A 21985-nucleotide genomic window follows, 5' to 3' on the forward strand; every position below is an offset into this window, starting at 1 on the left:
AAATTTCTGTCGACAGCTTCAGCTTAAAAAGTAGTGTACGGATCGTTCTCTAATCTGTAGCATGGCCTCATGGAAAAACCGCAGATCCTGCCTTTGGCATTAGCTTCCCAAGACAACCTGAATGTCGTCGGAGGCAAGGCCGCAGGTTTGGGCGAACTGATCAAGCTGGGGGAAAACGTGCCTCCGGGATTTGTCGTGACGACGGATGCCTACGAAGAATTCCGGTCGGCTGGTTCCTCCACCGCGCTCAGCGGAACAAAACTGGCCGAAGTGATCGGAGCAGCTTACCGAGAACTAGGAAGCCCTTTGGTTGCCGTCCGTTCCAGCGCGACGGCAGAAGACCTTCCGGGTTCCGCTTTCGCCGGACAACAGGAGACATACCTGGGCATCTCGGGCGAGAGGCAGCTGTTCCGGGCTGTTGAAGACTGTTGGGCTTCCTTGTACTCCGACCGCGCCCGAGCGTATCGAAGTGAGCGAAAGATCGATGAATCGGTGATGTCGATGGGCGTCGTGGTTCAGTCAATGGTGGATGCAGACTTCGCCGGGGTGATGTTCACCGCTGATCCGGTGACCGGGGGCAGGGACCACATCGTGGTGGAATCTAACCCGGGCTTGGGCGAAGCAGTGGTTTCGGGAATGGTGACCGCAGATCGGGCGGTCATTGATTCCAAGGGGAGGATCATCGAGCGCCGAGCCGGGCTGGCCGGCCCTGTCATCAAGCTGAACTCCGACGGTGGAACCAGAAATGAGACTCCCGAGGAAAACCAGCAGGTTCCCGAGGAGACACTGCGCGAGATTGCGGAAGCCGGCGTTCGCATCCGCGAAGGTTTCGGCCGACCCATGGACATCGAATGGGCTGTAGCCAATGGCGATCTCCTGATCTTGCAGGCCAGGCCGATGACAGCCTTGCCTCCAGCCCCGCGCAATATCGGCCCGCTGGCACGGAAAATCGCACCGATGCTCTACGAGTTGCTGCCGCAGCGCCCCACTATTTTGGAAACCGAAGCATGGATCGATGCCGGCATCGCCCCATTGGTCGCGGGTATGCTGCACGGAATCGCCGGGGTTCGTGTGGACTACTCCGCATGGTTGAAGCGCGAGAACGGGGTCGTCACCGAATTCATTCCCGTCACGCCGAAACCATCAGCGGCAACGCCGCGGAAAATCGTTCAAGCCTTTACGCAGAAAGCTCCGACCGGATCGTGGCGAAAAGATCCCTTGTATGACGAGTACCTGCGCAACTGCCAACAGCTCAACGAACTCCAAGTGGCGGATCTGTCCTGGAAGGAACTGTCGGAGATTCCAAGCAGGGCCACCACCAGCATGCAACTTGTGACTGAGCTGCGAGTGAAATACCTACGCCAGGCGATCCCTGCGGGAATCAAGCTGATCCTGGTACTGGCGTTAACCGGAAAGCTGTCGCAGTTTGCGCCGCTGAGCGTGACTGCTGATACCGAGACCCACCGAATCAACGACGATCTGCAACGTATTGCTAAACTGATCGCCGAGATGCCCGGAGGCACCCAGCTTCTGCGGGATACGGAGCCAGAATCAACAATCCAGGCGCTGCGCTCGCAACCGCACATGGACGAAATCGCTGACCAGATCGATGAATTTCTTGCTCGCTACGGCCACAGGGAATCAGCCAGCTTGCTGCTGCCGCGAGCAGCGACCTGGGGAGCCGACCCATCCCCGGTAATCAACCTGCTGCGCATGCTGATCGATGGAACTGGCGCAGAAGGAGGGGAAATAGACGCCTTGGAAAATCTGATATCCCACCCGCTGCTTGGCAGCCGGTGGCTGGAACCGCGAATCAGACGATGGGTCAAGGGGCTGCGTGGATTCATCTCCGTGCGCGAAGACACGCATTTCGAAATCACCCGGACCATGCCGGCAGTACGCTCCGCCATCAATGAAATGGGGCGCCGACTGCACGATGCCTCGGCCTTGGAAGACCCAGGAGATATCTGGTTCGTGAACTATGACCTCCTGCGCCGCGCGCCCGGTGCCGCTGCACTCAGCGGTGGCCAACTTGCCCAGATTGCGGCCGGCCGTCGACGGCGCCATGATGAGCTGGGCGGTGCACCGATGATTTCTCCAGCCACCCTCTACGATCTGTCACCGGTGCCAGGGGCATTACTGCACGGCACCGGTTCCGGCGGAGGCAGGGCCAGCGGAAGCGTTCGCATAATCAATTCTCCAGAAGAGTTCGAAAAGCTGCTGCCCGGAGAAGTCCTGGTCTGTCCTGCTACCAACCCGTCGTGGACTCCGTTGTTCTCCCGGGCCGCGGCGGTGGTGGTCAATCACGGTTCTGCCGTCTCCCACGCAGCTATCGTTGCCCGTGAATACCGGATCCCAGCGGTCATGGGATGCGCTAACGCCACCACCGTATTGGCCGATGGCCAGCAAATCATCGTTGACGGCGACCGTGGTCTCGTGTTGGAGCCAGAACATGGCTGACCAGAAAGATTATCGATCAGGCCCACGACGGCGCGGGGAGCAACTTGTCACTGCAATACTCGATGCCGCGGCGTTGGAGCTGGCGCAGTCCGGATTCGCCGCCCTGAGCGTTGAAGCAGTGGCACGTCGGGCCTCTGCGTCCAAGGTGTCCATCTACCGGCGGTGGCCGAACAAGATTGAATTGGTGCGGGCCGTCGCGGCGCATAAAGCCGTCATGCCGGTCCTGCCGGAACAGGCTGCAACACTTCGCCAAGACTTGCTCCTGGTGCTGCGCTCGATGGCAGCGCAGATCGACGAACCGATTGGCGAGCTGTTGCGGGGCTTGGTCATCGCGAGTTTGTCGGAACAAGCGCCGAGCATGGCAGACATGTCGTGGGGGATGGGCCCCAACATGATGCATCTGGTTGCTGAACGTGCTCAGGCGCGCGGGGAACTGGCGGAGATCCCGTCCGAACTGCTGCTTCGGGTCCCCACCGAACTGTTCAAGCAGCGTTTCATCAGTTTTGGGAAGGTTACCGACCGGTTCATTGTTGAACTAGTTGATCAGATCGCCTTACCGCTGTGGACCCTGAAACCCGGGGAGCCTCACGCGAGCTAATCGCTCAGCCATGGCGATGCACCCGAAGCTATAGAATACGGTGAACCCAGCTGGGCGACGTACCAAGGAGAAATCATTACAAAGTCAGATGCCAGAGCCGAGCAGTTGAGCGAGCCTCAGATCCGCGCAATTCGCCGGCGGTCTATTTCAGTGCTCGCTCTGGGGCAGATACTGGGAGGGCTCGGCGGCGGCGCGACGATAACACTGGGTTCCCTGCTCATCGTTGATGTTTCGGGCCTCGACTCGCTGGCCGGCATGGCCGCGACCATGAACACCCTCGGTGCGGCGATCATGGCGATCCCATTGGCGATGCTGGCGCGCCGCTTTGGGCGCCGGATCTCGCTTTCCACCGGCGCCTTGATCGCGGTTCTCGGCTCGCTGCTGATCGTCACCTCGGCGATGCTTGATTTGGTGCCGCTGCTATTCCTCGGAATGCTGGTGCTGGGAACCGCTTCGGCGATGAACCTGCAATCGCGTTTCGCTGCGACCGACCTGTCGGACGAGAAGACCAGGGGCCGGGATTTGTCCTTGGTGGTGTGGACGACAACCATCGGTGCCGTGATCGGTCCGAACCTCTTCGCGCCAGGCGAAGTAGTGTCCACCGCATTGGGACTGCCCGCCTATACCGGAGGATTCTTGATTGCGATGGCGGCGCAGCTGGCTGGCATGAGCATTTACCTCCTTGGGCTGCGGCCGGACCCGATGAAGGTCGCCCTGCAGCAAAACAGCGGTAGCGTACCGGCTGTCGCGCGCCGTGGCGGGGGTTTCCATCTCCTGCGTGAGAGGCCTGCGGCTCGTCGGGCCGTGGTGACCGTTGCGCTGAGCCATGCCTACATGGTGGCGCTCATGTCCATGACCCCCGTGCACATGCAGCACCATGGGGCAACGCTGACGCTCATCGGATTCACCATTTCGCTTCACGTGCTGGGCATGTACGCGCTGTCGCCGCTCTTCGGCTGGCTCACTGACCGGCTCGGCGGGTCTCGTGTTGCACTGATGGGGCAAGTCCTGCTGATCGGGTCGAGCCTCTTCGTCTGGTTCAACCCGGAGGACCACGTCGTGGTGACTGTTGCCTTGGCGTTGCTGGGCCTGGGCTGGTCCGCCTCTACGGTGGCGGGCTCGACCATGGTTTCGGCAGCTGCGCCGATTCACGAACGCACCAGTCTCCAGGGCACCAGCGACCTGCTGATGAACCTCGCCGGTGCACTGGGTGGCCTCAGCGCGGGGCCTCTGCTGGCGCTCTTCGGGTTCCACGGGTTGGCGCTGCTGCTGTTGGCTCTGGCAGTAGTCGTGATTTTTGCCAATCGCGATGCACTGAAGTCGAGCCAACGCGTGGCTCTCTAGACTGGTGCGAAGCCTCCGGCCCGCTGAGCCGGGGGGACGGGCCTGAAAACAATAACGGCGTGGACTTCATCAAATGATGAAGTCCACGCCGTTATTTCAAAGACTCTTAGCGGGCCTGAATGTTGGTTGCCTGTGGGCCCTTTGGACCGGCTTCCAGGGTGTACTCAACGGTCTGGCCTTCTTCGAGGCTGCGGAATCCGAAGCTCTGGATAGCGCTGTAGTGTGCGAAGACATCAGCCGATCCATCCGAAGGAGCGATGAAGCCGAAGCCCTTTTCAGCGTTGAACCATTTCACGGTGCCAGTGGCCATAGTGTTATTTCCTTATTATTGGTTGGCCACAGCGTGGCCTGAGTGCCGATCCGGAGATTCGAATCGGAAATTTTTGAGGTTACCTCGGGCAGTGCCATCCGAAACGATTCGCCTGCCGTCGATACGGGGGATCGATTACTGATTTTGCCGGTATCGGCCAAAAACGGATGTCGCTGCACTGGATTAGTTATCCGCGAGATTCCGGGAGACGGACGGTGATGAACCAGTCCGATCGAAGTAGAACACGGAATCGTTTGTCATCGGACGCACTGATGCGTCTGGATAACCAGTTTGCAGTGAAGAAGAGAAGATGAAGAATTCGTTTCGGTTAGGAGCTGATCTGATCCAGGATCTGACCAGCCGATATGTGCTGCACAGACGATTTGTTGGCTGTGCTACAAATCCATACTGCTAACGCTTGCTGGCGGGTGAGTCACACCATCAAGCGCCGAGGTAACTCAATAACTCTACCATCTGGAGCCGAGGATGTCTTCGTGACCTTCCTAACGGACCGCTGGGACCGGAGCAGAGTGTGGTTGCTGGCGGTTACGGGCGGGTGTCAAGGCCTGTTCTGGCTGCGATCTCGATTGACCGCTCGTAATGAGATTTGGTGAAGTGCCCGGCAACTTCAGAGATTACTTGTTGGAAGAAGGAGCCATGAGCGGACTCGGCGATTTCCACGACTTTTCGTCGAGCAACTCGATCGTCAAAGGCCTCGCGATGGTTGCTCTGAGTGTAACCACCGCAAGACCTGTAGCCGTTAGGAGTGTATTTTGGTCGGCTCCGAACTAATGCTCGCCATGGCAAGGTCTGCGTTGAGTGCCGCTCCAGCGATGGTGCCAGATGCAGCCGCGGCCATGACCATGGCGCCCAAGTTCACTGCGTTGCCAGCTGCGTAGACCCCGGGAATACCCGTTAGCCCCATTTCGCTTACCTGGATAAACGTGCCCAGAGGATGCTCTTGCAACCTGCCGCCGAGCTGCTGGTATAGGTCTGCATTGGCATTCATTCTGCTGGCTACAACGGCTGCTTGGGCCTTAACCAGATCGCCGTTGCTCAGCTCAACGCCTTTGAGCTGCCCGTCGCCGTCCACTCGAAGCTTCGCAATCCTGCGCTCCAGGATTGGCACACCCAGCTTTTCAAGTGTTGCCCGGTTTTCCTCGGAAAGAACATCTGGCTGGTGGTTGATGAATACCACGTGGCTGCTGAGTTGTGCGAACAGTAGGGCCTGGTGGGTGCTCATGGGACCGACCCCCAAAACGGCGACTGCCTGATCCCGCACCTCCCATCCGTGGCAGTACGCGCAGTGGATGGCGGAGATGCCCCAGGCTTCGCGCAACCCTGGGATCTCTGCAAGGTTGTCGGTGAGTCCGGTGGCCAGCACGATGCGCGAGGCGGAGTACTCGCTGGCGCCGGTTTTGACGGTGAATCCGTCCTCGACGGATCCGGTCAGGCGCTCCGCCTCCTCGTGGACGATCCGTGCGCCGTAGTGTTCGGCTTCGCTTCGCCCGAGCTCCAAGAGATGCTGCGGGCTGTTTCCTTCTTGGCCCAAGACGTTATGGGCGTGTGATGCGCGAGCGTTTCGCGGCTGGTTCGTGTCGATGACTAAAACCGTCCGGCGAGAACGCCCCAACGCTACCGCCGCTGCAAGTCCAGCGCCGCCACCACCGATGATGATTGCGTCGTAGTGTTCCATTGCTGTGTCCTTTCGGGTGGTTGTGAGAACTACCGTAGAGAGAAATTGCTTCCTAGGAGTATTGTTTTGCGTATGACGCAAGAACTTGATGTGGACAGCACGATTCGCCAGCGGATTCGCGCGCTGCGGCAAAGCCGGGGCTGGTCCTTGGAGTCCTTGGCAACCAAGGCGAAGCTCAGCGTCTCAACACTGAGCCGCATCGAAACCGGCTCTCGGCGTATCGCCTTGGACCAGCTGGTGCCCATCGCCCGCGCCCTGGGCACCACGCTTGACGAATTGGTGGCGACGGCCGGGGAAGACGTCGTCATCAGGCCCGAGCCAGTTGACCTGCCGGGAATGACCATTTGGAAACTGACGAATGAGGATGCGGTCAACGGCGTGACTGTGTCGAAAATCCGCTATGACTCCGCGACCGCCCCGGCGCCCAGCGAGGCTAGGATCCATCAGGGCAAGGAATGGTTCACTGTGCTCTCCGGCGAAGTGCAGTTGAAGCTCGGCGAAAGAACCTACCACGTCGTCGCCGGGCAAGCGGCCCAATTCGACACGTTGACCCCGCACGTCATCTGGGCAGTGAACGGGGTTGCTGAAATTCTCAGCATCATGGATCACGAAGGCCGGCGAGCGCATCACGGTGATCGACCGAGCTGATCCGGCGTGGTGGATGATTTAGTGGTTTGGCTCACCCATTGGATACGCTGGGATCAACGACACATCCGCGCGAACATGCCTGGAGGGCAGCAATGACGCATCAGCTCACCGAGGACCTGGACAAGATTCTTGCGTCGGGGGACTTCTACTTCGAGTCGCTGGGCGAGGGGCGCTACCGTTCTTCGTGGCATGCCCAGGGTGCGTGGAATGCGCACGAGCAGCACATGGCGCCGGCTTCGGGGATCATGGCGCATGAACTGGAGCAGTTCCAGCCTCGAAGCGACATGCGCATTGCGCGACTGAGCTTTGAAATCCATGGCCTGATCCATGCCGGCGAATTCGAGATCACCACGCGCATGGTGCGCCCGGGCCGGACGATCGAATTGATCGAAGCCGAAATGAAGGCCAAGGGCCTGACGAGCATTGTTGCGCAGGCTTGGCGCGTGATTACCGGGGACTCCTCGGCTGTTGCGGGTGTTGAGGATGCACCGGTGGTTGGGCCGCAGGACTGCGAAGCGTTGGAGATTTCAAAGCTCTGGCCCGGGGGATACATCAAGTCCGTTGAAATGCGTGCCGCTGAGGGTCGCCGCAAGGGAAAGGGGCTTGCCTGGCTGCGCACTCCCTACGATCTGGTGGACGTCCACAATGCCTCGTCGATGTCCCGCCTGATTGGGCTTGTCGACACCGCCAATGGTGTCGCTCCGCGGGTGGAACCCGGCGCCGGCGAGTGGATGTTCCCGAACCTCGATCTGCAGATCCACATGTACCGTGCCCCGGCGGGAGAATGGCTGGGGCTGGAGGCACAGCAAAGCTACGGCACCGATGGCATTGGGCTGACCTCGACGGTTCTGCACGATGAAAGCGGGCCGTTCGGACGAGCAGAGCAGATCCTAACGGTCCGCTCGCGCTAGGAAACCGGGCTGAGGTTTGCCAGCAGCTTCTTCAGCTGGGGCTTCGGCATGATCGTGAATCCCTTGGCCCGGTAGTTTTCCCTGTCGGAGGCATGCGACTTGAAGAGCGCATAGCCTCGCTTGATGAGGAACAGCAGCGGCTTGCGGCGCTGGGAGACGTCCCTGACGAAGCGGCGGATCGTCGTCAGCAGCGCCGGCTCGTCGACGTAGTAGGCCTGGACATCGATTCCCTGGGCGCGTAGCGGCTCGAGGATTTCCGAGAGGAAGATCCCTTCCGCGATGATGGGGCCGCCATTGCCGCAGATCTTTCGATGCCCGTCGTAGCTTGAGGTGGAGATGGAGTAGTTCGGCACCATGGTGCTGCCCGATTCCAATAGCTCGTTGACTGCCTTCAACGCTGCGTCCATGTTCCAGGTGCCCGGGTGGTCCCAGTCGACTTCTCCGTAGGGAGTGCGGGGGAATGCCTCGGGGTGCCCGTCTTCGGAAAGCTGGCGGTAGAACTCATCGAGTGGAAGATGCGGATTTCCGAACCGAGCTGCAAGGTATGACTTGCCTGAGCCTGAGGGTCCGCCGATGAGAATTACTGGTGTAGATGAAGAAGGCACACGACCAATTATGTCCTACTGCGTCCAACGCCCAGTAATTTTCACCCTCACCTCACCCAGCCGGTGACTGGGCGTCATACGTTCGAAGCGGCTTCGCCGGCTGAATTAGACTCATGACCATGACCTTGTGGAATCGCCAATCTGATGCTCCGTTGACCTTGCTGCGCGAGGAACCCAGCGGAGATCCCGGTGCTGATCTGGAGCGCGGGGTGCAGCTGTTGCGCGAAGTCCAGTCCGGTGAGCGCGGGCCGCTGCTGCGCCTGTACCGGCCGGACCCCACCTTGGCGTTCGGCCAGCGTGATGTTCGCCTCCCGGGCTTCGAGCTGGCCAGCCGGGCGGCCGCGAACCAGGGATTTGCACCGTTGGTGCGCAAGGCGGGCGGCCGGGCAGCCGCCTACCACCGTGGCACCTTGATCGTCGACCATATCGAGCCGCAGGCCGAAGCGATCATGCACCAGCAGCAGCGGTTCGAGATTTTCGCCCGGCTCTATGCCGATGCATTCCGCAGGGCCGGGGTTCAAGCCGAGGTAGGGCCGATCGACGGCGAGTACTGCGTCGGGGACCATTCGGTGCACGGAGTGCCTGGGGCTGGCTCCGCGATCGGGCATGCGGTCAAGCTGGTGGGCACCGCGCAGCGGGTGATTTCCGGAGCTTGGCTGTTCTCCAGCGTTTTCGTGGTGGAGAATTCCGAGCCTCTGCGACGCGTGCTGGATGCCGTCTACCAGGCCATGGAAGTCCCGATGAATCCCGCGACGGTGGGTGCCGGTGACGACCTGGCGCCAGGGCTCACGACCGAAACCTTCATCGAGGCGCTGCTGGCCGAATACCGGGAGCATGTCGCCGTCCCGGAGCAGACGGCCGGTTAAACACGATGTTCCCGGAACCCTCAAGGTTCCGGGAACTGTGCATTTAAGGCGAAACTACGCTCCGACGCGCTCGACGACTTCCTCGATGCGCGGGTTGGTTGCAGCGGTGCCGTCGGGGAAGATCAGGGTCGGGACGGTCTGGTTGCCGTTGTTGAACGACTCGACGATCTGCGCGGTGCCCTCGACCTCTTCGATATTCACCTCGGTGTAGGCCACGCCCTTCTGGTCCATCAGGCGCTTCAGGTTGCGGCAGTAGCCGCACCAGCTGGTGGTGAACATGGTGACTCCGCCGGCGGCAGGAACGTACTTCTCAAGGTTCAATTCGTTGCTCATACTTCATGTAACCACGCGACCTGCCCGTTTGTTCCGCCTGACCCGGCTGCCACCACTGTTTTCCGCCGCTCGTCGGACTACACTGGGAACAAAATTCGAACAAATCTGCGGGGGTTCATCATGTGCGGACGCTACGTCATGGCCAAGGCCATCGGCGACCTGGTTGCCGAGGCGGAAGCGGAGGCGGACGCCAACCTTGAGCTTCGCCAGTCGTGGAACGTCGCGCCGACCACCGACGTGCCGGTGGTGCTCGAGCGGATGATCGACGGGCAGCTGCACCGCCAGGTCCATGTGGCCCGCTGGGGCCTGGTTCCCGGCTGGGCCAAGGAGCTGTCGGTGGGGGTGCGCGCCTTCAACGCGCGCAGCGAAACCGCCTCCTCCAAGCCGACGTTCCGTTCGGCGGTCAAGAAGCGCAGGGCCGCGGTGCCAGTGCAGGGCTATTACGAGTGGAAGAAGGAAGGCAGCAAGAAGCGCCCCTTCTTCGTGCACCGCGAGGACGGCAAGCTGATCTTCTTCGCAGGGCTGTACGAATGGTGGAAGGACAAGGACGGAAGCTGGATCCTGTCCACCTCGATCATGACCATGGATTCGCCATCGAGCGAAGAGCCGGGGGTGCTCGGCGAGTTGGCCGGGCTCCACGACCGCCTGCCGATTCCGCTGGATCGGGAAATGATGGCACGCTGGCTGGATCCGGAGCAGGAGGACGGCGAAGGGCTGATCGAGCAGATCCGGTCCGAGGCCTTCGACGTGGCCTCGACCTGGACCATGCACGAGGTGGATCCAGCGGTGGGAAACGTGCGCAACGACGGCCCGGAGCTGATCGAACCGCATCGCTCGCTGTTCTAGGAGTCCGCGCTCCGGGAGCGCGCTCCCGCATGCAGCCCGAAGCCCAGGCCGATGGCCCCCAGGCCCAGTGCGCTGAGCAGCTTGCCGAGAATCTGCGTCCCTGTCACCCAGGGGGCGGGGGAGAAGGTGGAGTTGTCCAGCGGCGCGTAGGCGAACCAGCCGAAGCTTTTGACCTGCACCGCATCCCAGATCAGCAGGCCGGTTCCGCCGGCCAGCACCAGCAGCCCGGCGAGCCAGATGATGCGCGTGGTGAGCGTGTGCTTCCTGCTTTTGAGCATGCGGCGTGCCAGGATCAGTCCCAGGCTCAGGCACAGCGCCCCGAAACCGAAGGCCAGCAGCAGCTCGCCGGAGACCTGCAGCAACGAGGGGCCGATGGAAAACGTGTCGACCGGTTGAGGTTCGGTGCCGCCGGAATACAGCAGGTACTCGGCTTGGCTGTCGCGCCAGAGCAGCACGCTGCCGGCCAGGATGGACAGCGTTCCGATCCAGCCGGGGATTTTCGCCGAGCGCACGCGGGCAGAGGATTCAGGCATGGGTTCATCATTCCACACGAAAGCCCAAGCCGGGATGGAATTGCTCATTCCACCCCGGCTTGGGCTCAGCGTTGCGCACCGCTATGGGGCTAGTGCCCGCGGGCGATCCACTCATCCAGGTTCGGCGCTTCGTCGCCGATGGTGGTGGCGGCGCCGTGGCCGGTGTTGACCACGGTTTCCGCCGGCAGGGTCAGCAGCTTGGAGCGGATCGAGTCGATGATCGTCTCGAAGCTCGAGTAGCTGCGCCCGGTGGCGCCGGGCCCGCCATTGAACAGGGTGTCGCCGCTGAACAGCACCCCCAGGTCCTCCGAGTAGAAGCAGGTGGATCCCGGTGAGTGCCCCGGGGTGTGCAGGGCTGTCAAGGTGGTCCCGGCGACGGTGAAGCTGTCGCCTTCGTGGATTTCCGCGTCGATATCGCGCTCCGGGTACACCGCGTCCCAGAGCATCTGGTCTTTGGGGTTCAGGAACAGCGGGGCGTCGACCTCGTCGGAGAACTGCGCGGCGGCGCGGATGTGGTCGTCGTGCCCGTGGGTGAGCAGCACCGCCATCACCTCGCGCTTGCCGATGGCCTCGCGGATGGCCTGCGGGTCGTGGGCCGGGTCGATCACGATGACCTCGGCGTCGTCCCCGATGAGCCAGACGTTGTTGTCCACTTCCCAGGTGCCGCCGTCCAGGCTGAAGGTGCCGGAGGTGACGATGTTCTCGATGCGCGCGGCCACTAGATTTCCACCACCGATCGCAGTACGGTGCCCTCGTGCATCTTGTCGAAGGCCGCCTCGACGTCGTTGATGCCGATGCGCTCGGTGACGAAGGAATCCAGGTCCAGGCGGCCGAGCTTGTACTGCTGGACCAGCATCGGGAAGTCGTGGCTCGGCAGGCAGTCGCCGTACCAGGAGCTCTTCAGCGAACCGCCGCGGCCGAAGACGTCCAGCAGCGGCAGCTCAAGGGTCATCTCCGGGGTCGGCACGCCCACCAGCACCACGCGTCCGGCCAGGTCGCGGGCGTAGAAGGCCTGCTTGTAGGTTTCCGGGCGGCCCACCGCGTCGATGACCACGTCGGCGCCGAAGCCGCCGGTGAGCTCCTGGATCGCAGTGACCGCGTCCACCTGGGCGGAGTTCACGGTGTGGGTGGCGCCGAAGCGCTTGGCGGTTTCCAGCTTGTCCTGGTTGACGTCCACCGCGATGATGGTGGTCGCCCCGGCCAGCTGGGCGCCGGCGATGGCCGCCGAGCCCACGCCGCCGCAGCCGATGACCGCTACGGATTCCCCGCGCTTGATCTCTCCGGTGTTGATGGCCGCGCCGATACCGGCCATGATGCCGCAGCCCAGCAGGCCCACGGCCGCCGGATCAGCGTCCTCGTCCACGATGGTGCACTGCCCGGAGTGGACCAGGGTCTTTTCGGCGAAGGATCCGATGCCCAGCGCAGGGGACAGTTCGGTGCCGTCTTCCAGGGTCATCTTCTGGGTGGCGTTGAAGGTGTTGAAGCAGTACTTCGGCTCGCCCTTGGCGCAGGCGCGGCACTGGCCACAGACCGCGCGCCAGTTCAGGATGACGCGGTCGCCGACCTTGACGTTGGTGACGTTCTCGCCGATCTGGCTGACCACCGCAGTGGACTCGTGGCCCAGCAGGTAGGGGTAGTCGTCACCAATGCCGCCGAGCTTGTAGTGCAGGTCGGTATGGCACACGCCGGTGGTCAGCACGTCGACCACGACCTCTCCCGGTCCCGGATCCGGAACGATGATGTCGACAACCTCGACCGGGGCGTCTTTGGCGCGGGAAATGACCGCTTTGACCTTGTGGGACATGTCAGTGAGCTCCTTGTGGTGGATTGTGCTTCTGACCCGATGCTATCGGTGCGGCAGACGGGAATCTAGGAGCCGCGCGCCAAATGACCAAGTGTGGCGCGGGATGGATGCGCTGTGCGGCCGATTCGCCGATTGTCCCGGAATCCTACATAGTCGCTGACGTGTTTGGTCGTGGACTTTTGCGCGGGGGCCGCTTAATACTTGAATGGATTAGCCAAGACGATAAGCGCAGGTCAGGAACGAGGGAGCAGGAATGCAGGAACAGCACACGATCGAGTTGGCGCCGGGGTTGCGGATTCCGGCCATCGGGCTGGGCACCTGGCCGCTGACCGGCGAGGAAGCGGCTGATGCGGTGGCCCGGGCGCTGGGCAACGGCTACCGCCACGTGGACACCGCGGCGAACTACGGCAACGAGCAGGCGGTCGGCGAGGGCATCGCGCGGGCCGGGGTGCGGCGCGAGACGCTGTGGGTGACCAGCAAGTTCAACAAGGAGGACCACTCGCGCGACGGCGTGGCCGCCGCCTACGAGCGCGCCTGCGAGCTGATGGGGCTGGATTACCTGGACTTGTATCTGGTGCACTGGCCCAACCCGCAGCAGGGTGCCTATGTCGAGGCCTGCCACGGGCTGGAGGAACTGGTGCAGGCAGGCAAGCTGCGCGCCTGGGGCGTGTCCAACTTCAAGCCGGCGCACCTGCAGGCGGTCTACGACGCGGGGCTGCGCCCGGCGCTGAACCAGGTGCAGGTCGACCCCGAACACCTGCAGCGCGGGCAGCTTCAGGCCCATGCCCAGCGCCAGCTCGTCACCGCCGCCTACAGCCCGCTGGGCCGCGCGGGGGATTTCCTGTCGCATCCGGCGATTACCGCTCCGGCAGAGCAGTACGGCAAGACCCCGGCGCAGGTGGTGCTGCGCTGGCATTTGGACTCGGAGCGTATCGCGGTGCCCAAGTCCGCCAGCGATGTGCGGCAGCGCGAGAACCTTGATGTTTTCGACTTCTCCCTGACCGGGCAGCAGCTGGCGGCGATCGATGCGCTGGATACCGGTGCCGGCCCGCGCCTGGATGCGGATTTCTTCGGCCACTAACCTCCCTCGCGCAGACCAGGGCCGCCCCTCGGGGCGGCCCTTTGCCGCGTTAACGGGGGCCTGCACACGGCAAATCGCCGTTGACCTGCAAGGCGCCGAGCGCCTGCGGGAGATTTTCGGATCGGCGAATTTTCTTTGAAATTTCCCTAGGTGTTGCGGATCACGCAGGAGTACACTCAAGTGTGCGCAAAACGTACCACTGTTCGGATAGCGTGCACATCGGTTCTTGTTACTTGGAGGTTCCCCATGGCGATTGACCAGAGCAGCGCAGTTGTCGGTACAGATCTCTCGCGTGTCGAGCAGAGCTACCGGATGAAGCGGGCGAAGAAAGCGGCGCTGGCCGCGTTCCTCGGAGGCATGCTGGAGTACTACGACTTCTTCATCTATGCGACCGCCGCGTCGCTGATCTTCTCGCATATCTTCTTCCCGGCGGGGGATCCCACGATTACCCTCATGGCCTCGTTCGCCACCTTCGGCGTCGCCTACGTGGCCCGCCCATTCGGGGCCATCGTGTTCGGCCACCTGGGCGACCGACTGGGGCGTAAGAACACGCTGGTGCTGACCCTGATGCTGATGGGAGGGTCGACCTTCGCGATCGGCCTGCTGCCGAACTTCGCGCAGGCCGGCTACCTGGCTCCGGCCCTGCTGGTGTCCCTGCGGCTGCTCCAGGGCCTGTCCGCCGGCGCAGAGACGGCGGGGTCCTCGACCCTGACCATGGAGGAATCCCCGGTGGGGCGGCGCGGGTTCTTCCCGTCCTTCGCCATGAGCGGGATCTCGGCGGGCATCGTGCTGGCCTCGCTGGCATTCATCCCGGTCGCCGCGATGGAGGAAACCGCCAGGATGTCGTGGGGCTGGCGTGTTCCCTTCCTGCTCTCGGTGGTCGTCATGATCGTGGCCATGCTGGTGCGCCGCTCGCTCGAGGAGCCTGAAGTCTTCGAGGACGAGGTCAAGGCGCAGACCGGCGACGCCAAGGAGAAGCTGCCGTTCCTGCTGATGCTCAAGACCCACCCGGCGCAGTTCTTCCAGGTCTCGCTGATGTCCTTCCAATGCGTCACCAACACCCTGATGCAGGCCTTCGGCCTGGCCTACGCGGTCAGCGTGGGCATCCCCGCGGCCACCATGCTGGTGGTCAGCATCGTGGGCAACGTGCTGGCGATCTTCACTCAGCCGCTGAGCGCCTACCTCTCGGACCGCTTCGGCCGCCGCCCGATCTTCATCACGGGCATCCTGTCTTCCGGCGTGCTGATCTGGGTGTACTTCTGGGCGATCTCCACCTCCAACATCGCGCTGGTCTTCCTGCTGAGCATCGCGATCACCGCCGGCAGCTACGCGGTGTCCAACGCGATCTACCCGGCCTGGTTCTCCGAGCTGTTCCACGTCAAGGTCCGCTACTCGGGTGTCGCCATCGGCCTGCAGGTGGGCATCCTGTGCGCCGGGTTCACCCCGATGATCGCCACCGTGCTGGTCGGCGGGATCCCTGCCAACTACGGCCCGGCGGCCTGGATCGTTGCCGGATCCTCCATCGTGGCGGCCATCGGAGCCATCTGGGCCCGCGAAACCTTCAAGACCCCGCTGCACGAGCTGGGCAACCGGGTGGAGTAGAACCTCGGTCTCCTGCCAAGGGCCCGGAATCCGCTGGTCGTCGACCGGCTGGTTCCGGGCCTTCGTGCCGCCGGGGCGGCGCGGCGGCCCGTCCCGTTCAGCGGGACGGGCGGATTTCGGCGGCGCGCGGGCGGGATGTAATCGAGCCACGCGCGCCCGGGACCTCGAGCGCGCCAGAATCACGGGAGGAAATCGATGACCCAGAAAACCCGACGCGTCGCAGTTGTCACTGGAGCCAGCCGCGGGGCGGGCAAGGGGATCGCGCTGGCGCTGGGCGAAGCCGGGACCAAGGTCTACGTCACCGGGCGCACCACCACCGAAGGCGAGGCTCCGCTGCCGGGAACCGTTTTCGCCACCGCCGGGGAAATCACCGCCCGCGGCGGGATCGGCGTGCCGGTGGTGCTCGACCACACCGACGACACCCAGGTGAAGGCGCTCTTCGAACGCATCGCCGCCGAAGACGGGGCCATCGACATCCTGGTCAACAACGCCTACGCGGTCCCGGCGGAGCTGACGCTTTCCGGAGCGTTCTGGGAGAAGTCCTTGGACCTGCTTGAGGTGTTCAACGTCGGACTGCGCTCCAGCTACGTCGCCAGCTACTACGCCGCGCCGCTGCTGATCGCCGGCGGCGGGCTGGTGGTGAACACCTCCTCCTTCGGCGGAACCTGCTACATGCACGGACCGGCCTACGGGGCCGGCAAAGCGGCCGTGGACAAGATGGCCAGCGACATGGCCGTGGACTTCAAGCCGCACGGCGTTGCCGTCATCTCCCTGTGGATGGGGATGCTGAAGACCGAGCGCACCCTGGCCGAGCTGGCGAAGAGCCCCGAGCAGTACGGGGACCTGGAAGCCACCGCCGAATCCCCGGAATTCCCCGGCCGGGTCATCGACGCACTGCACCGCGACCCGCAATTGATGCAGCGCAGCGGCCAGGTGCTGATCGCCGCGGAAGTGGCCGCGGAACTGGGGGTGCAGGACGTGAACGGTGCGCAGCCGGTCTCCCACCGCCCCATGCTTGGAAACCCGCCGGTGTTTTCCGACGCAGTCATCGGCTAATTCGCCAACGGACTATCCGCTCGACACGACTTTTTCAGGAGAACAATCCATGGATTTGGAACAACGCCTTGCCGCGCTGGAAGCGATCGAAGAGATCAAGGCGCTCAAGCACCGCTACTGGCGCGCCTGTGACGGGAAAGACCCGCAGGGATTCCGCGACTGCTTCATCAAACGCGGCGCGATCATCGACTACGGCCCCATGGGCGCCTTCGACGACGTGGAGCCGATGGCCGAGATCTTTACCCAGGTGGCGCTGGCGAAGGTCGACGGGAAGCACGTGATCTTCGACATGCACCACGGCATGCACCCGGACATCACGCTGATTAGCCCCACCACCGCCCGGGGACGCTGGACGCTGCGCTTCCGCCAGATCAACCTGGCCGAACGCACCGAGTACCTGAAGACCGGCGAATACGACGACGAATACGTGCTGGTGGACGGCCAGTGGAAGATGTCCGCCTGCCGCTTCACCGACACCTGGTCGATGACCCGCGCGCTTGATGAGAGCGCGCAGATCACCGAGGGCGAGTTCCTGGAGGTTCCGGCACCCTAGCGGCGCCCGTCGAAGGCCCGGAGGCCGAGCGGATCATCCGCTCGGGCTCCGGGCCTTTGCCGTGCCTTCCGCAGCATCGCCACAAGCGGTGAACTGATCAAAAAAATTGTTCACGAAACCGGGCCCGCGCCAAACTGTCGGCCGGGCTGACTAGTGTAGCTACCGATCGAACACATGTTCGAATAGAATGAATTTGTTGAGTAAGGAGCGCACACGTGGGCATGTTCACCGAGCCGATTGAGGTCACCCGCGCAGCGAACGGAATACCGCTGCGCGTTACCTGGCGAGGGAAAGACTACCGCCTGGTGGCTGAACCCGAACGTTGGTTCGAACGCCGCAAGTGGTGGGAGGAGAACATGAGAATCCCGCGTGGACTAGGGGCGGGAGTGGCCGATTATGAGATGTGGCGACTGCAACTGGCCGACTCCTCGGGCCGTTCGGAGCCGTTCAGCATCGATGTCAGCTTCGATGCGCAGAGCACCCGCTGGCGCCTGGTCCGCCTGCACGAGCAGCATGCCCGCAGCGCCTGAGGCGCCACTCGAATACATGTTCGAGGCGATGGCATGAGCTTCACGCACCTGAATGTCGCTTCCTCCTACAGCGCCCACTACGGGGTCTCCACCCCGCCCCAGCTGGCGGCCGCCGCGCACGCCATGGGCGCCGAAGCGCTGGCCCTCACCGACCGCGACGGGCTCTACGGGGCGGTCAAGCACGTAGCCGCCTGCATGGAACACGGGCTACAACCCTTGCTGGGCGTGAACCTGGCACTGCTCGACACCCCGGGCCATGCAGCTGGCCGGGTCATCCTGCTGGCCCGCGGGCACAGCAACGGAGCAGGCTACGCGGCCCTATGCCGCAGCATCAGCCAAGCCCACCAGGCGCCCCGCGGCATTCCCGGGTTGACCCGGCGCCAGCTCGCCCACCGGGTGGCCTCCGGAAACCTCATGCTGCTGGTCGGCGGGGAATCCGACGTGGCCCGGGCGCTGGCCCGCGGGCAGTACGCCAAGGCCCGCGCACTGCTGGCCGACTGGAAAAAGCTGGCAGGCCCCATGCTGCGCGTGGAAATCACCACCCATCTGTCCACCCCCGGATCCCGCTACAACCTCGGGGAAGCCGGCAGGATGCTGCGCTACGCCGAGGAACTGGGCCTAAAGGCGGTGCTGAGCAACGCCGTGCGCTACGCCGACCCCGACGGCGCGGTCACCGCCGACCTGCTGGACTCCGCCCGCACCCTGAACAGCCTGAGTGAAATGGACTCCTGCCAGCCCAACGGGCAGGGCTGGCTCAAGTCCCCGCAGGAGATGCGCCAGCTGGCCTCCGAAATCGCCCGCGCCACCGAACGCGGCTGGATGCGCAAGCTGCTGCGGGAAACCGAGGCAGTCGCCAGCTTCGCCGCCCTGAACCCCGCCGGCGACCTGGGCTGGAAAAAACCTGTCATCCCCGAAGCCTCGGTGCTGGGCCTGCACCGCCCGGCCATGCAGGAGCTGACCGAACGCGTCTACGCCGCCGTGCCCCGGCTGCTGCCCAACGAGACGAAGCACACCGTCGAGCAGCGGCTGTCCCTGGAGCTCGGGGTCATCAACCGGCTGGACTTCGCCGGCTACTTCCTCACCGTCGCCGAAACCGTCAAGCTCATCACCGGGCTGGGGGTGCGCGTGGCGGCCCGCGGCTCCGGCGCCTCCTCGCTGGTCAACTACCTGCTGGGCATCAGCCAGGTCAACCCGCTGGCCCACGACCTGGTCTTCGAACGCTTCCTCTCCGACACCCGCACCACCCTGCCGGACATCGACATCGACGTGGAATCAGCCCGCCGCCACGAGATCTACCGCAAGATCTTCGCCAGCTTCGGCGAAGAACGCGTGAGCCTGATGAGCATGCAGAACGCCTACCGGGCCCGCGGAGCGGTCCGCGATGCCGGAGCCGCCCTGGGCCTGGAGGACGGACAGGTGGACGGCATCGCCAAGCAGCTGTGGCGCTTTTCCGCCTCCTCCTTCCGCGAAGCGCTCGCCGAGAAGCCGGAGCTGGGCGAACTGGCCGAACGCCTCACCGAGGACTCCCAGCTGGACATCCTGATCGACGCCACCGAACGCCTGGACCGGCTGCCGCGGCACATCTCCATGCACCCGTGCGGCGTCATCCTCTCCGACGCCTCGCTGCTGGACCGCACCCCGGTCCAGCCCTCGGGCATCGCCCTGCCGATGAGCCAGTTCGACAAGCACGACATGGACCTCATGGGGCTGATCAAGCTCGACGTGCTCGGGGTGCGCATGCAGTCGGCCATCGCCTACACCCTTCAGGAGATCGCGCGCCTGCACCCCGATGCGGCCGCGGTCGCCCGCGCCGGGGGACACGCCACCACCAGCTATATCGACCCGGCCGGGCATATCGACCTGGCCCGGGTCCCGCTGGATGACGCCCCCACCTTCGAACTGATCCGCTCCACCCACACCCTGGGCTGCTTCCAGATCGAATCCCCGGGCCAGCGCGAGCTGATCGGCAAGCTCGCCCCCGCCGAATTCAACGACCTGATCATTGATATCTCGCTGTTCCGCCCCGGCCCCATGCAGTCCAACATGGTCAAGCCCTACCTGGAGCACCGCCACGGCTTCGCCCCCGAACAGTACCTGCACCAGGAACTCAAGCCCGCGCTGGCCGAAACCCACGGGGTAGTGGTCTTCCACGAACAGGTGCTGCGCATCCTGGACACCATGACCGGCTGCGGTCTGGGCATGGCGGATGTCTACCGCCGCCACCTGGGCAACCCCGCCCAGGAACCGGCGGTCGAAAAATACTTCCGCGCCAGCGCCGCCGCCAAGGGCTACACCCCGGAAACCATCGACAAGGTCTGGACGGTGCTGGCGGGCTTCGGCTCCTTCGGCTTCTGCAAGGCCCACGGGGCCGCCTTCGCCGTACCCACCTACCACTCGGCCTGGCTCAAGGCCCACCACCCCGAAGCCTTCCTCGCCGGCATCTGGGAGCACGACCCGGGCATGTACCCCAAGCGGCTGCTGGTCTCCGAGGCCCGGCGCATGGGCATCCCCATCCTGCCGCTGGACATCAACCGCTCCACCGGGCACTACCGAGTCGAACGAATCTTCGAATACGCTCCTGCCGCGGCCCCCGCCGTGCCCCGCGCGCCCGGAACCCTGCGCCCCGGACGCTATGGTGTCCGCCTGGCCTTCCGCGACATCCACCAGATGAGCGAACGCGAGGTCGAACGCCTGGTCGCCGGGCAGCCCTACGAGCACCTGGCCGACGTGCGCGACCGCGCCGGCCTGTCCCGGCGCACCTACCAGAACCTCGCGGCCCTGGGTGTCTTCGACTCCCTACTCACCGGCACCAGCCGGGCGGACACCATCGCCCACACCCAATCCATGGCCCGCACCAGCCTGCCGGCCAAATACCGGCCCGGCCCCGGGCAGCTCACCCTCGACCTCGGGCAGATCGAACACATCACCAACACCGGGGCGCAGCTGGAACCGGCCGAGATCATCCGCACCGAACTGGACCTCATGCACCTGGACGCCAGCGGACACCTCATCACCTCCTACCGGCAATGCCTGGCCCACCTGCCGATCACCCAGGCCATCGAGCTGCTGCACCTGCGCAACGGCACCGAGGTGCTGGTCGCCGGGGTCCGCGTGGCCACCCAGACCCCGCCCATGCGCGGAGGCAAACGCGTCGTGTTCATCTCCGTGGACGACGGCACCGGCTGCATCGACGCCACCTTCTTCGACGACACCCAGCAACGCACCGGACCGCTGCTGTTCTCCACCCGCATGCTGCTCATCCACGGCATCACCCGGCGCACCGGACCCCGCGGCATCTCGCTGCAGGCGCTGAACGCCTGGGACCTGCACCAGCCCGAAACCCTGCCCGCCGCCGGATACCTGGACTCCGCAGCCCGCCCGCGCCCCAGCTGCCGGCCCAAGCTCGGACAGAGCCCCACCGAAACCGTCGGAGAACTCGCCCGCCGCATGAACGCCGAAGGCCTGGACCAGCGCGGAGCGCAAAACATGTAGGGGGAGCCTCGAATACGGGGGATCAGCGCGTCAGGCTCCGCGTACCATGCCGGGCAACAGCGCGAGCGCAACCGGTTCCCGGCCAAGTCCCGGGGCGCCGACATAGAACGCGCGCATCCCGACCGCTTGCGGACCCTGGATGTCCGAATCCCAGTTATCTCCCACGAACACCGCATCCTGCGCGGGAATCCCGTGCGCGTCCAACACCAACTCGAAGATCTGCCGGTGCGGTTTGCGCCATCCCAGCTCTATGGAGGTGAAGACCCGGTCGAAGTACGCGTCCAACTGCAGCTCGCGCAGCAACCGTGGCACCAACGCCGCATCATGGGTATTGCTCACCACGCTCAGCACATGATCTGCGCAGAGATCCTGCAAGCACGTCCGGACATCAGCGGCGGGGGCAACCTGAGCGCTCCATACGGCAAGATACTCCCGCACCAGACGGACAAGCTCATTCTCGGCTACGGGAGGAGAACCCAGCAGCTCCCAATAGCGCCGGGCGATCTGAAGCATCGAACACTCACGCCCGGAGCGGTACGCCGCCGAATCCAGCTCATCCCATGCGCGAGTCCACAACGTATCGGCCTCTGCCTGGCCCACCCGAACCGAAGCCCTGAGCGCAAATTCCAGCGGCGCGTTGAACGCGCTCGGCAGGACCGACGGGTCATAACGCACCAAGGTGCCAAAGAAATCAAAATAAACGTGCGGGGGCATAGG

The 21985-nt window shown here is 63.9% G+C and carries 21 protein-coding genes; 13 read left to right on the forward strand and 8 right to left on the reverse strand.

Annotated elements, in window-relative coordinates:
• Positions 1 to 69 precede the first annotated feature (69 nt).
• The 3 genes from DFO58_RS04370 (at position 70) to DFO58_RS04380 (ending at position 4402) form a co-directional block, all read left to right on the forward strand.
• Complete coding sequence (locus DFO58_RS04370; protein ID WP_047119240.1) at positions 70 to 2460, forward strand: PEP/pyruvate-binding domain-containing protein; 2391 nt, start codon at positions 70 to 72, stop codon at positions 2458 to 2460.
• Positions 2453 to 3058 (forward strand): TetR/AcrR family transcriptional regulator, encoded by a 606-nt coding sequence (locus tag DFO58_RS04375; protein WP_047119239.1) that lies wholly within the window; start codon positions 2453 to 2455, stop codon positions 3056 to 3058. Before DFO58_RS04370 ends, DFO58_RS04375 begins: the two co-directional genes overlap by 8 nt.
• A 105-nt stretch (positions 3059 to 3163) precedes the next feature.
• Positions 3164 to 4402: an MFS transporter gene (locus DFO58_RS04380; protein ID WP_231735947.1), complete on the forward strand. Its 1239-nt coding sequence runs from the start codon at positions 3164 to 3166 to the stop codon at positions 4400 to 4402.
• Positions 4403 to 4508: 106 nt separating this feature from the next.
• On the opposite strand, the gene DFO58_RS04385 is transcribed toward DFO58_RS04380, so the two are convergent.
• Together DFO58_RS04385 and DFO58_RS04390 are read right to left on the reverse strand one after the other, a co-directional pair.
• Positions 4509 to 4712, reverse strand: a complete 204-nt coding sequence (locus DFO58_RS04385) for a cold-shock protein (RefSeq protein ID WP_013349123.1) — start codon at positions 4710 to 4712, stop codon at positions 4509 to 4511.
• 760 nt (positions 4713 to 5472) lie between these two features.
• Entirely contained in the window at positions 5473 to 6408 is a 936-nt protein-coding gene (locus tag DFO58_RS04390) for an NAD(P)/FAD-dependent oxidoreductase (protein WP_082344771.1), read from the reverse strand.
• Between the two features lie 72 nt (positions 6409 to 6480).
• Between DFO58_RS04390 and DFO58_RS04395 the strand changes: the two genes are divergently transcribed.
• Together DFO58_RS04395 and DFO58_RS04400 are read left to right on the forward strand one after the other, a co-directional pair.
• Positions 6481 to 7056, forward strand: a complete 576-nt coding sequence (locus tag DFO58_RS04395; RefSeq protein WP_053798213.1) for a helix-turn-helix transcriptional regulator — start codon at positions 6481 to 6483, stop codon at positions 7054 to 7056.
• A gap of 92 nt (positions 7057 to 7148) precedes the next feature.
• Positions 7149 to 7967 (forward strand): thioesterase family protein, encoded by an 819-nt coding sequence (locus DFO58_RS04400; protein ID WP_120989376.1) that lies wholly within the window; start codon positions 7149 to 7151, stop codon positions 7965 to 7967.
• Here DFO58_RS04400 and DFO58_RS04405 read toward each other — a convergent pair.
• Positions 7964 to 8572, reverse strand: coding sequence for a uridine kinase (locus DFO58_RS04405; RefSeq protein ID WP_082344770.1), 609 nt, complete (start codon positions 8570 to 8572; stop codon positions 7964 to 7966). The two genes, DFO58_RS04400 and DFO58_RS04405, sit on opposite strands and share 4 nt — an antisense overlap.
• Positions 8573 to 8691: 119 nt before the next feature.
• Here DFO58_RS04405 and DFO58_RS04410 point away from each other — a divergent pair, with 119 nt between their 5' ends.
• Positions 8692 to 9438, forward strand: coding sequence for a lipoate--protein ligase family protein (locus DFO58_RS04410; RefSeq protein ID WP_183043098.1), 747 nt, complete (start codon positions 8692 to 8694; stop codon positions 9436 to 9438).
• A gap of 54 nt (positions 9439 to 9492) precedes the next feature.
• Here DFO58_RS04410 and DFO58_RS04415 read toward each other — a convergent pair whose 3' ends face one another.
• A complete protein-coding gene (locus tag DFO58_RS04415) occupies positions 9493 to 9771 on the reverse strand; it encodes a mycoredoxin (RefSeq protein ID WP_047119232.1) in 279 nt (92 codons plus the stop codon).
• A 120-nt stretch (positions 9772 to 9891) separates the two neighbouring features.
• On the opposite strand from DFO58_RS04415, the gene DFO58_RS04420 reads away from it, so the two are divergent.
• The gene (locus DFO58_RS04420; RefSeq protein ID WP_047119231.1) at positions 9892 to 10617 is read left to right on the forward strand and encodes an SOS response-associated peptidase; all 726 of its coding nucleotides are present in this window, start codon (positions 9892 to 9894) and stop codon (positions 10615 to 10617) included.
• On the opposite strand, the gene DFO58_RS04425 is transcribed toward DFO58_RS04420, so the two are convergent.
• The 3 genes from DFO58_RS04425 to DFO58_RS04435 all read right to left on the reverse strand — a co-directional run bounded on the left by DFO58_RS04425 (position 10614) and on the right by DFO58_RS04435 (position 12954).
• On the reverse strand, positions 10614 to 11150 hold the full coding sequence (locus tag DFO58_RS04425) for a hypothetical protein (protein ID WP_120989377.1): 537 nt from the start codon (positions 11148 to 11150) through the stop codon (positions 10614 to 10616). The two genes, DFO58_RS04420 and DFO58_RS04425, sit on opposite strands and share 4 nt — an antisense overlap.
• An 89-nt stretch (positions 11151 to 11239) precedes the next feature.
• A complete protein-coding gene (locus DFO58_RS04430; protein ID WP_120989378.1) occupies positions 11240 to 11869 on the reverse strand; it encodes an MBL fold metallo-hydrolase in 630 nt (209 codons plus the stop codon).
• On the reverse strand, positions 11869 to 12954 hold the full coding sequence (locus DFO58_RS04435; protein ID WP_047119228.1) for an S-(hydroxymethyl)mycothiol dehydrogenase: 1086 nt from the start codon (positions 12952 to 12954) through the stop codon (positions 11869 to 11871). Before DFO58_RS04435 ends, DFO58_RS04430 begins: the two co-directional genes overlap by 1 nt.
• A gap of 253 nt (positions 12955 to 13207) precedes the next feature.
• Here DFO58_RS04435 and DFO58_RS04440 point away from each other — a divergent pair, with 253 nt between their 5' ends.
• The 6 genes from DFO58_RS04440 to dnaE all read left to right on the forward strand — a co-directional run bounded on the left by DFO58_RS04440 (position 13208) and on the right by dnaE (position 21268).
• Positions 13208 to 14035, forward strand: coding sequence for an aldo/keto reductase (locus DFO58_RS04440; RefSeq protein WP_120989379.1), 828 nt, complete (start codon positions 13208 to 13210; stop codon positions 14033 to 14035).
• Between the two features lie 246 nt (positions 14036 to 14281).
• The gene (locus tag DFO58_RS04445; protein ID WP_120989380.1) at positions 14282 to 15637 is read left to right on the forward strand and encodes an MFS transporter; all 1356 of its coding nucleotides are present in this window, start codon (positions 14282 to 14284) and stop codon (positions 15635 to 15637) included.
• Positions 15638 to 15832: 195 nt separating this feature from the next.
• Positions 15833 to 16693, forward strand: a complete 861-nt coding sequence (locus DFO58_RS04450) for an SDR family NAD(P)-dependent oxidoreductase (protein WP_120989381.1) — start codon at positions 15833 to 15835, stop codon at positions 16691 to 16693.
• Positions 16694 to 16742: 49 nt separating this feature from the next.
• Positions 16743 to 17246, forward strand: coding sequence for a nuclear transport factor 2 family protein (locus DFO58_RS04455; RefSeq protein ID WP_120989382.1), 504 nt, complete (start codon positions 16743 to 16745; stop codon positions 17244 to 17246).
• A gap of 221 nt (positions 17247 to 17467) precedes the next feature.
• Positions 17468 to 17776, forward strand: a complete 309-nt coding sequence (locus DFO58_RS04460; RefSeq protein WP_202605475.1) for a DUF6504 family protein — start codon at positions 17468 to 17470, stop codon at positions 17774 to 17776.
• 33 nt (positions 17777 to 17809) lie between these two features.
• The gene (dnaE, locus tag DFO58_RS04465; protein WP_120989383.1) at positions 17810 to 21268 is read left to right on the forward strand and encodes a DNA polymerase III subunit alpha; all 3459 of its coding nucleotides are present in this window, start codon (positions 17810 to 17812) and stop codon (positions 21266 to 21268) included.
• 30 nt (positions 21269 to 21298) lie between these two features.
• Here the strand turns inward: dnaE and DFO58_RS04470 are convergent, their stop codons facing one another.
• Positions 21299 to 21982: an HAD family hydrolase gene (locus DFO58_RS04470; protein WP_120989384.1), complete on the reverse strand. Its 684-nt coding sequence runs from the start codon at positions 21980 to 21982 to the stop codon at positions 21299 to 21301.
• Positions 21983 to 21985 lie beyond the last annotated feature (3 nt).

Origin of the sequence: Arthrobacter sp. AG1021 (assembly GCF_003633665.1) — a bacterium.
Lineage (GTDB): Bacteria > Actinomycetota > Actinomycetes > Actinomycetales > Micrococcaceae > Glutamicibacter > Glutamicibacter soli.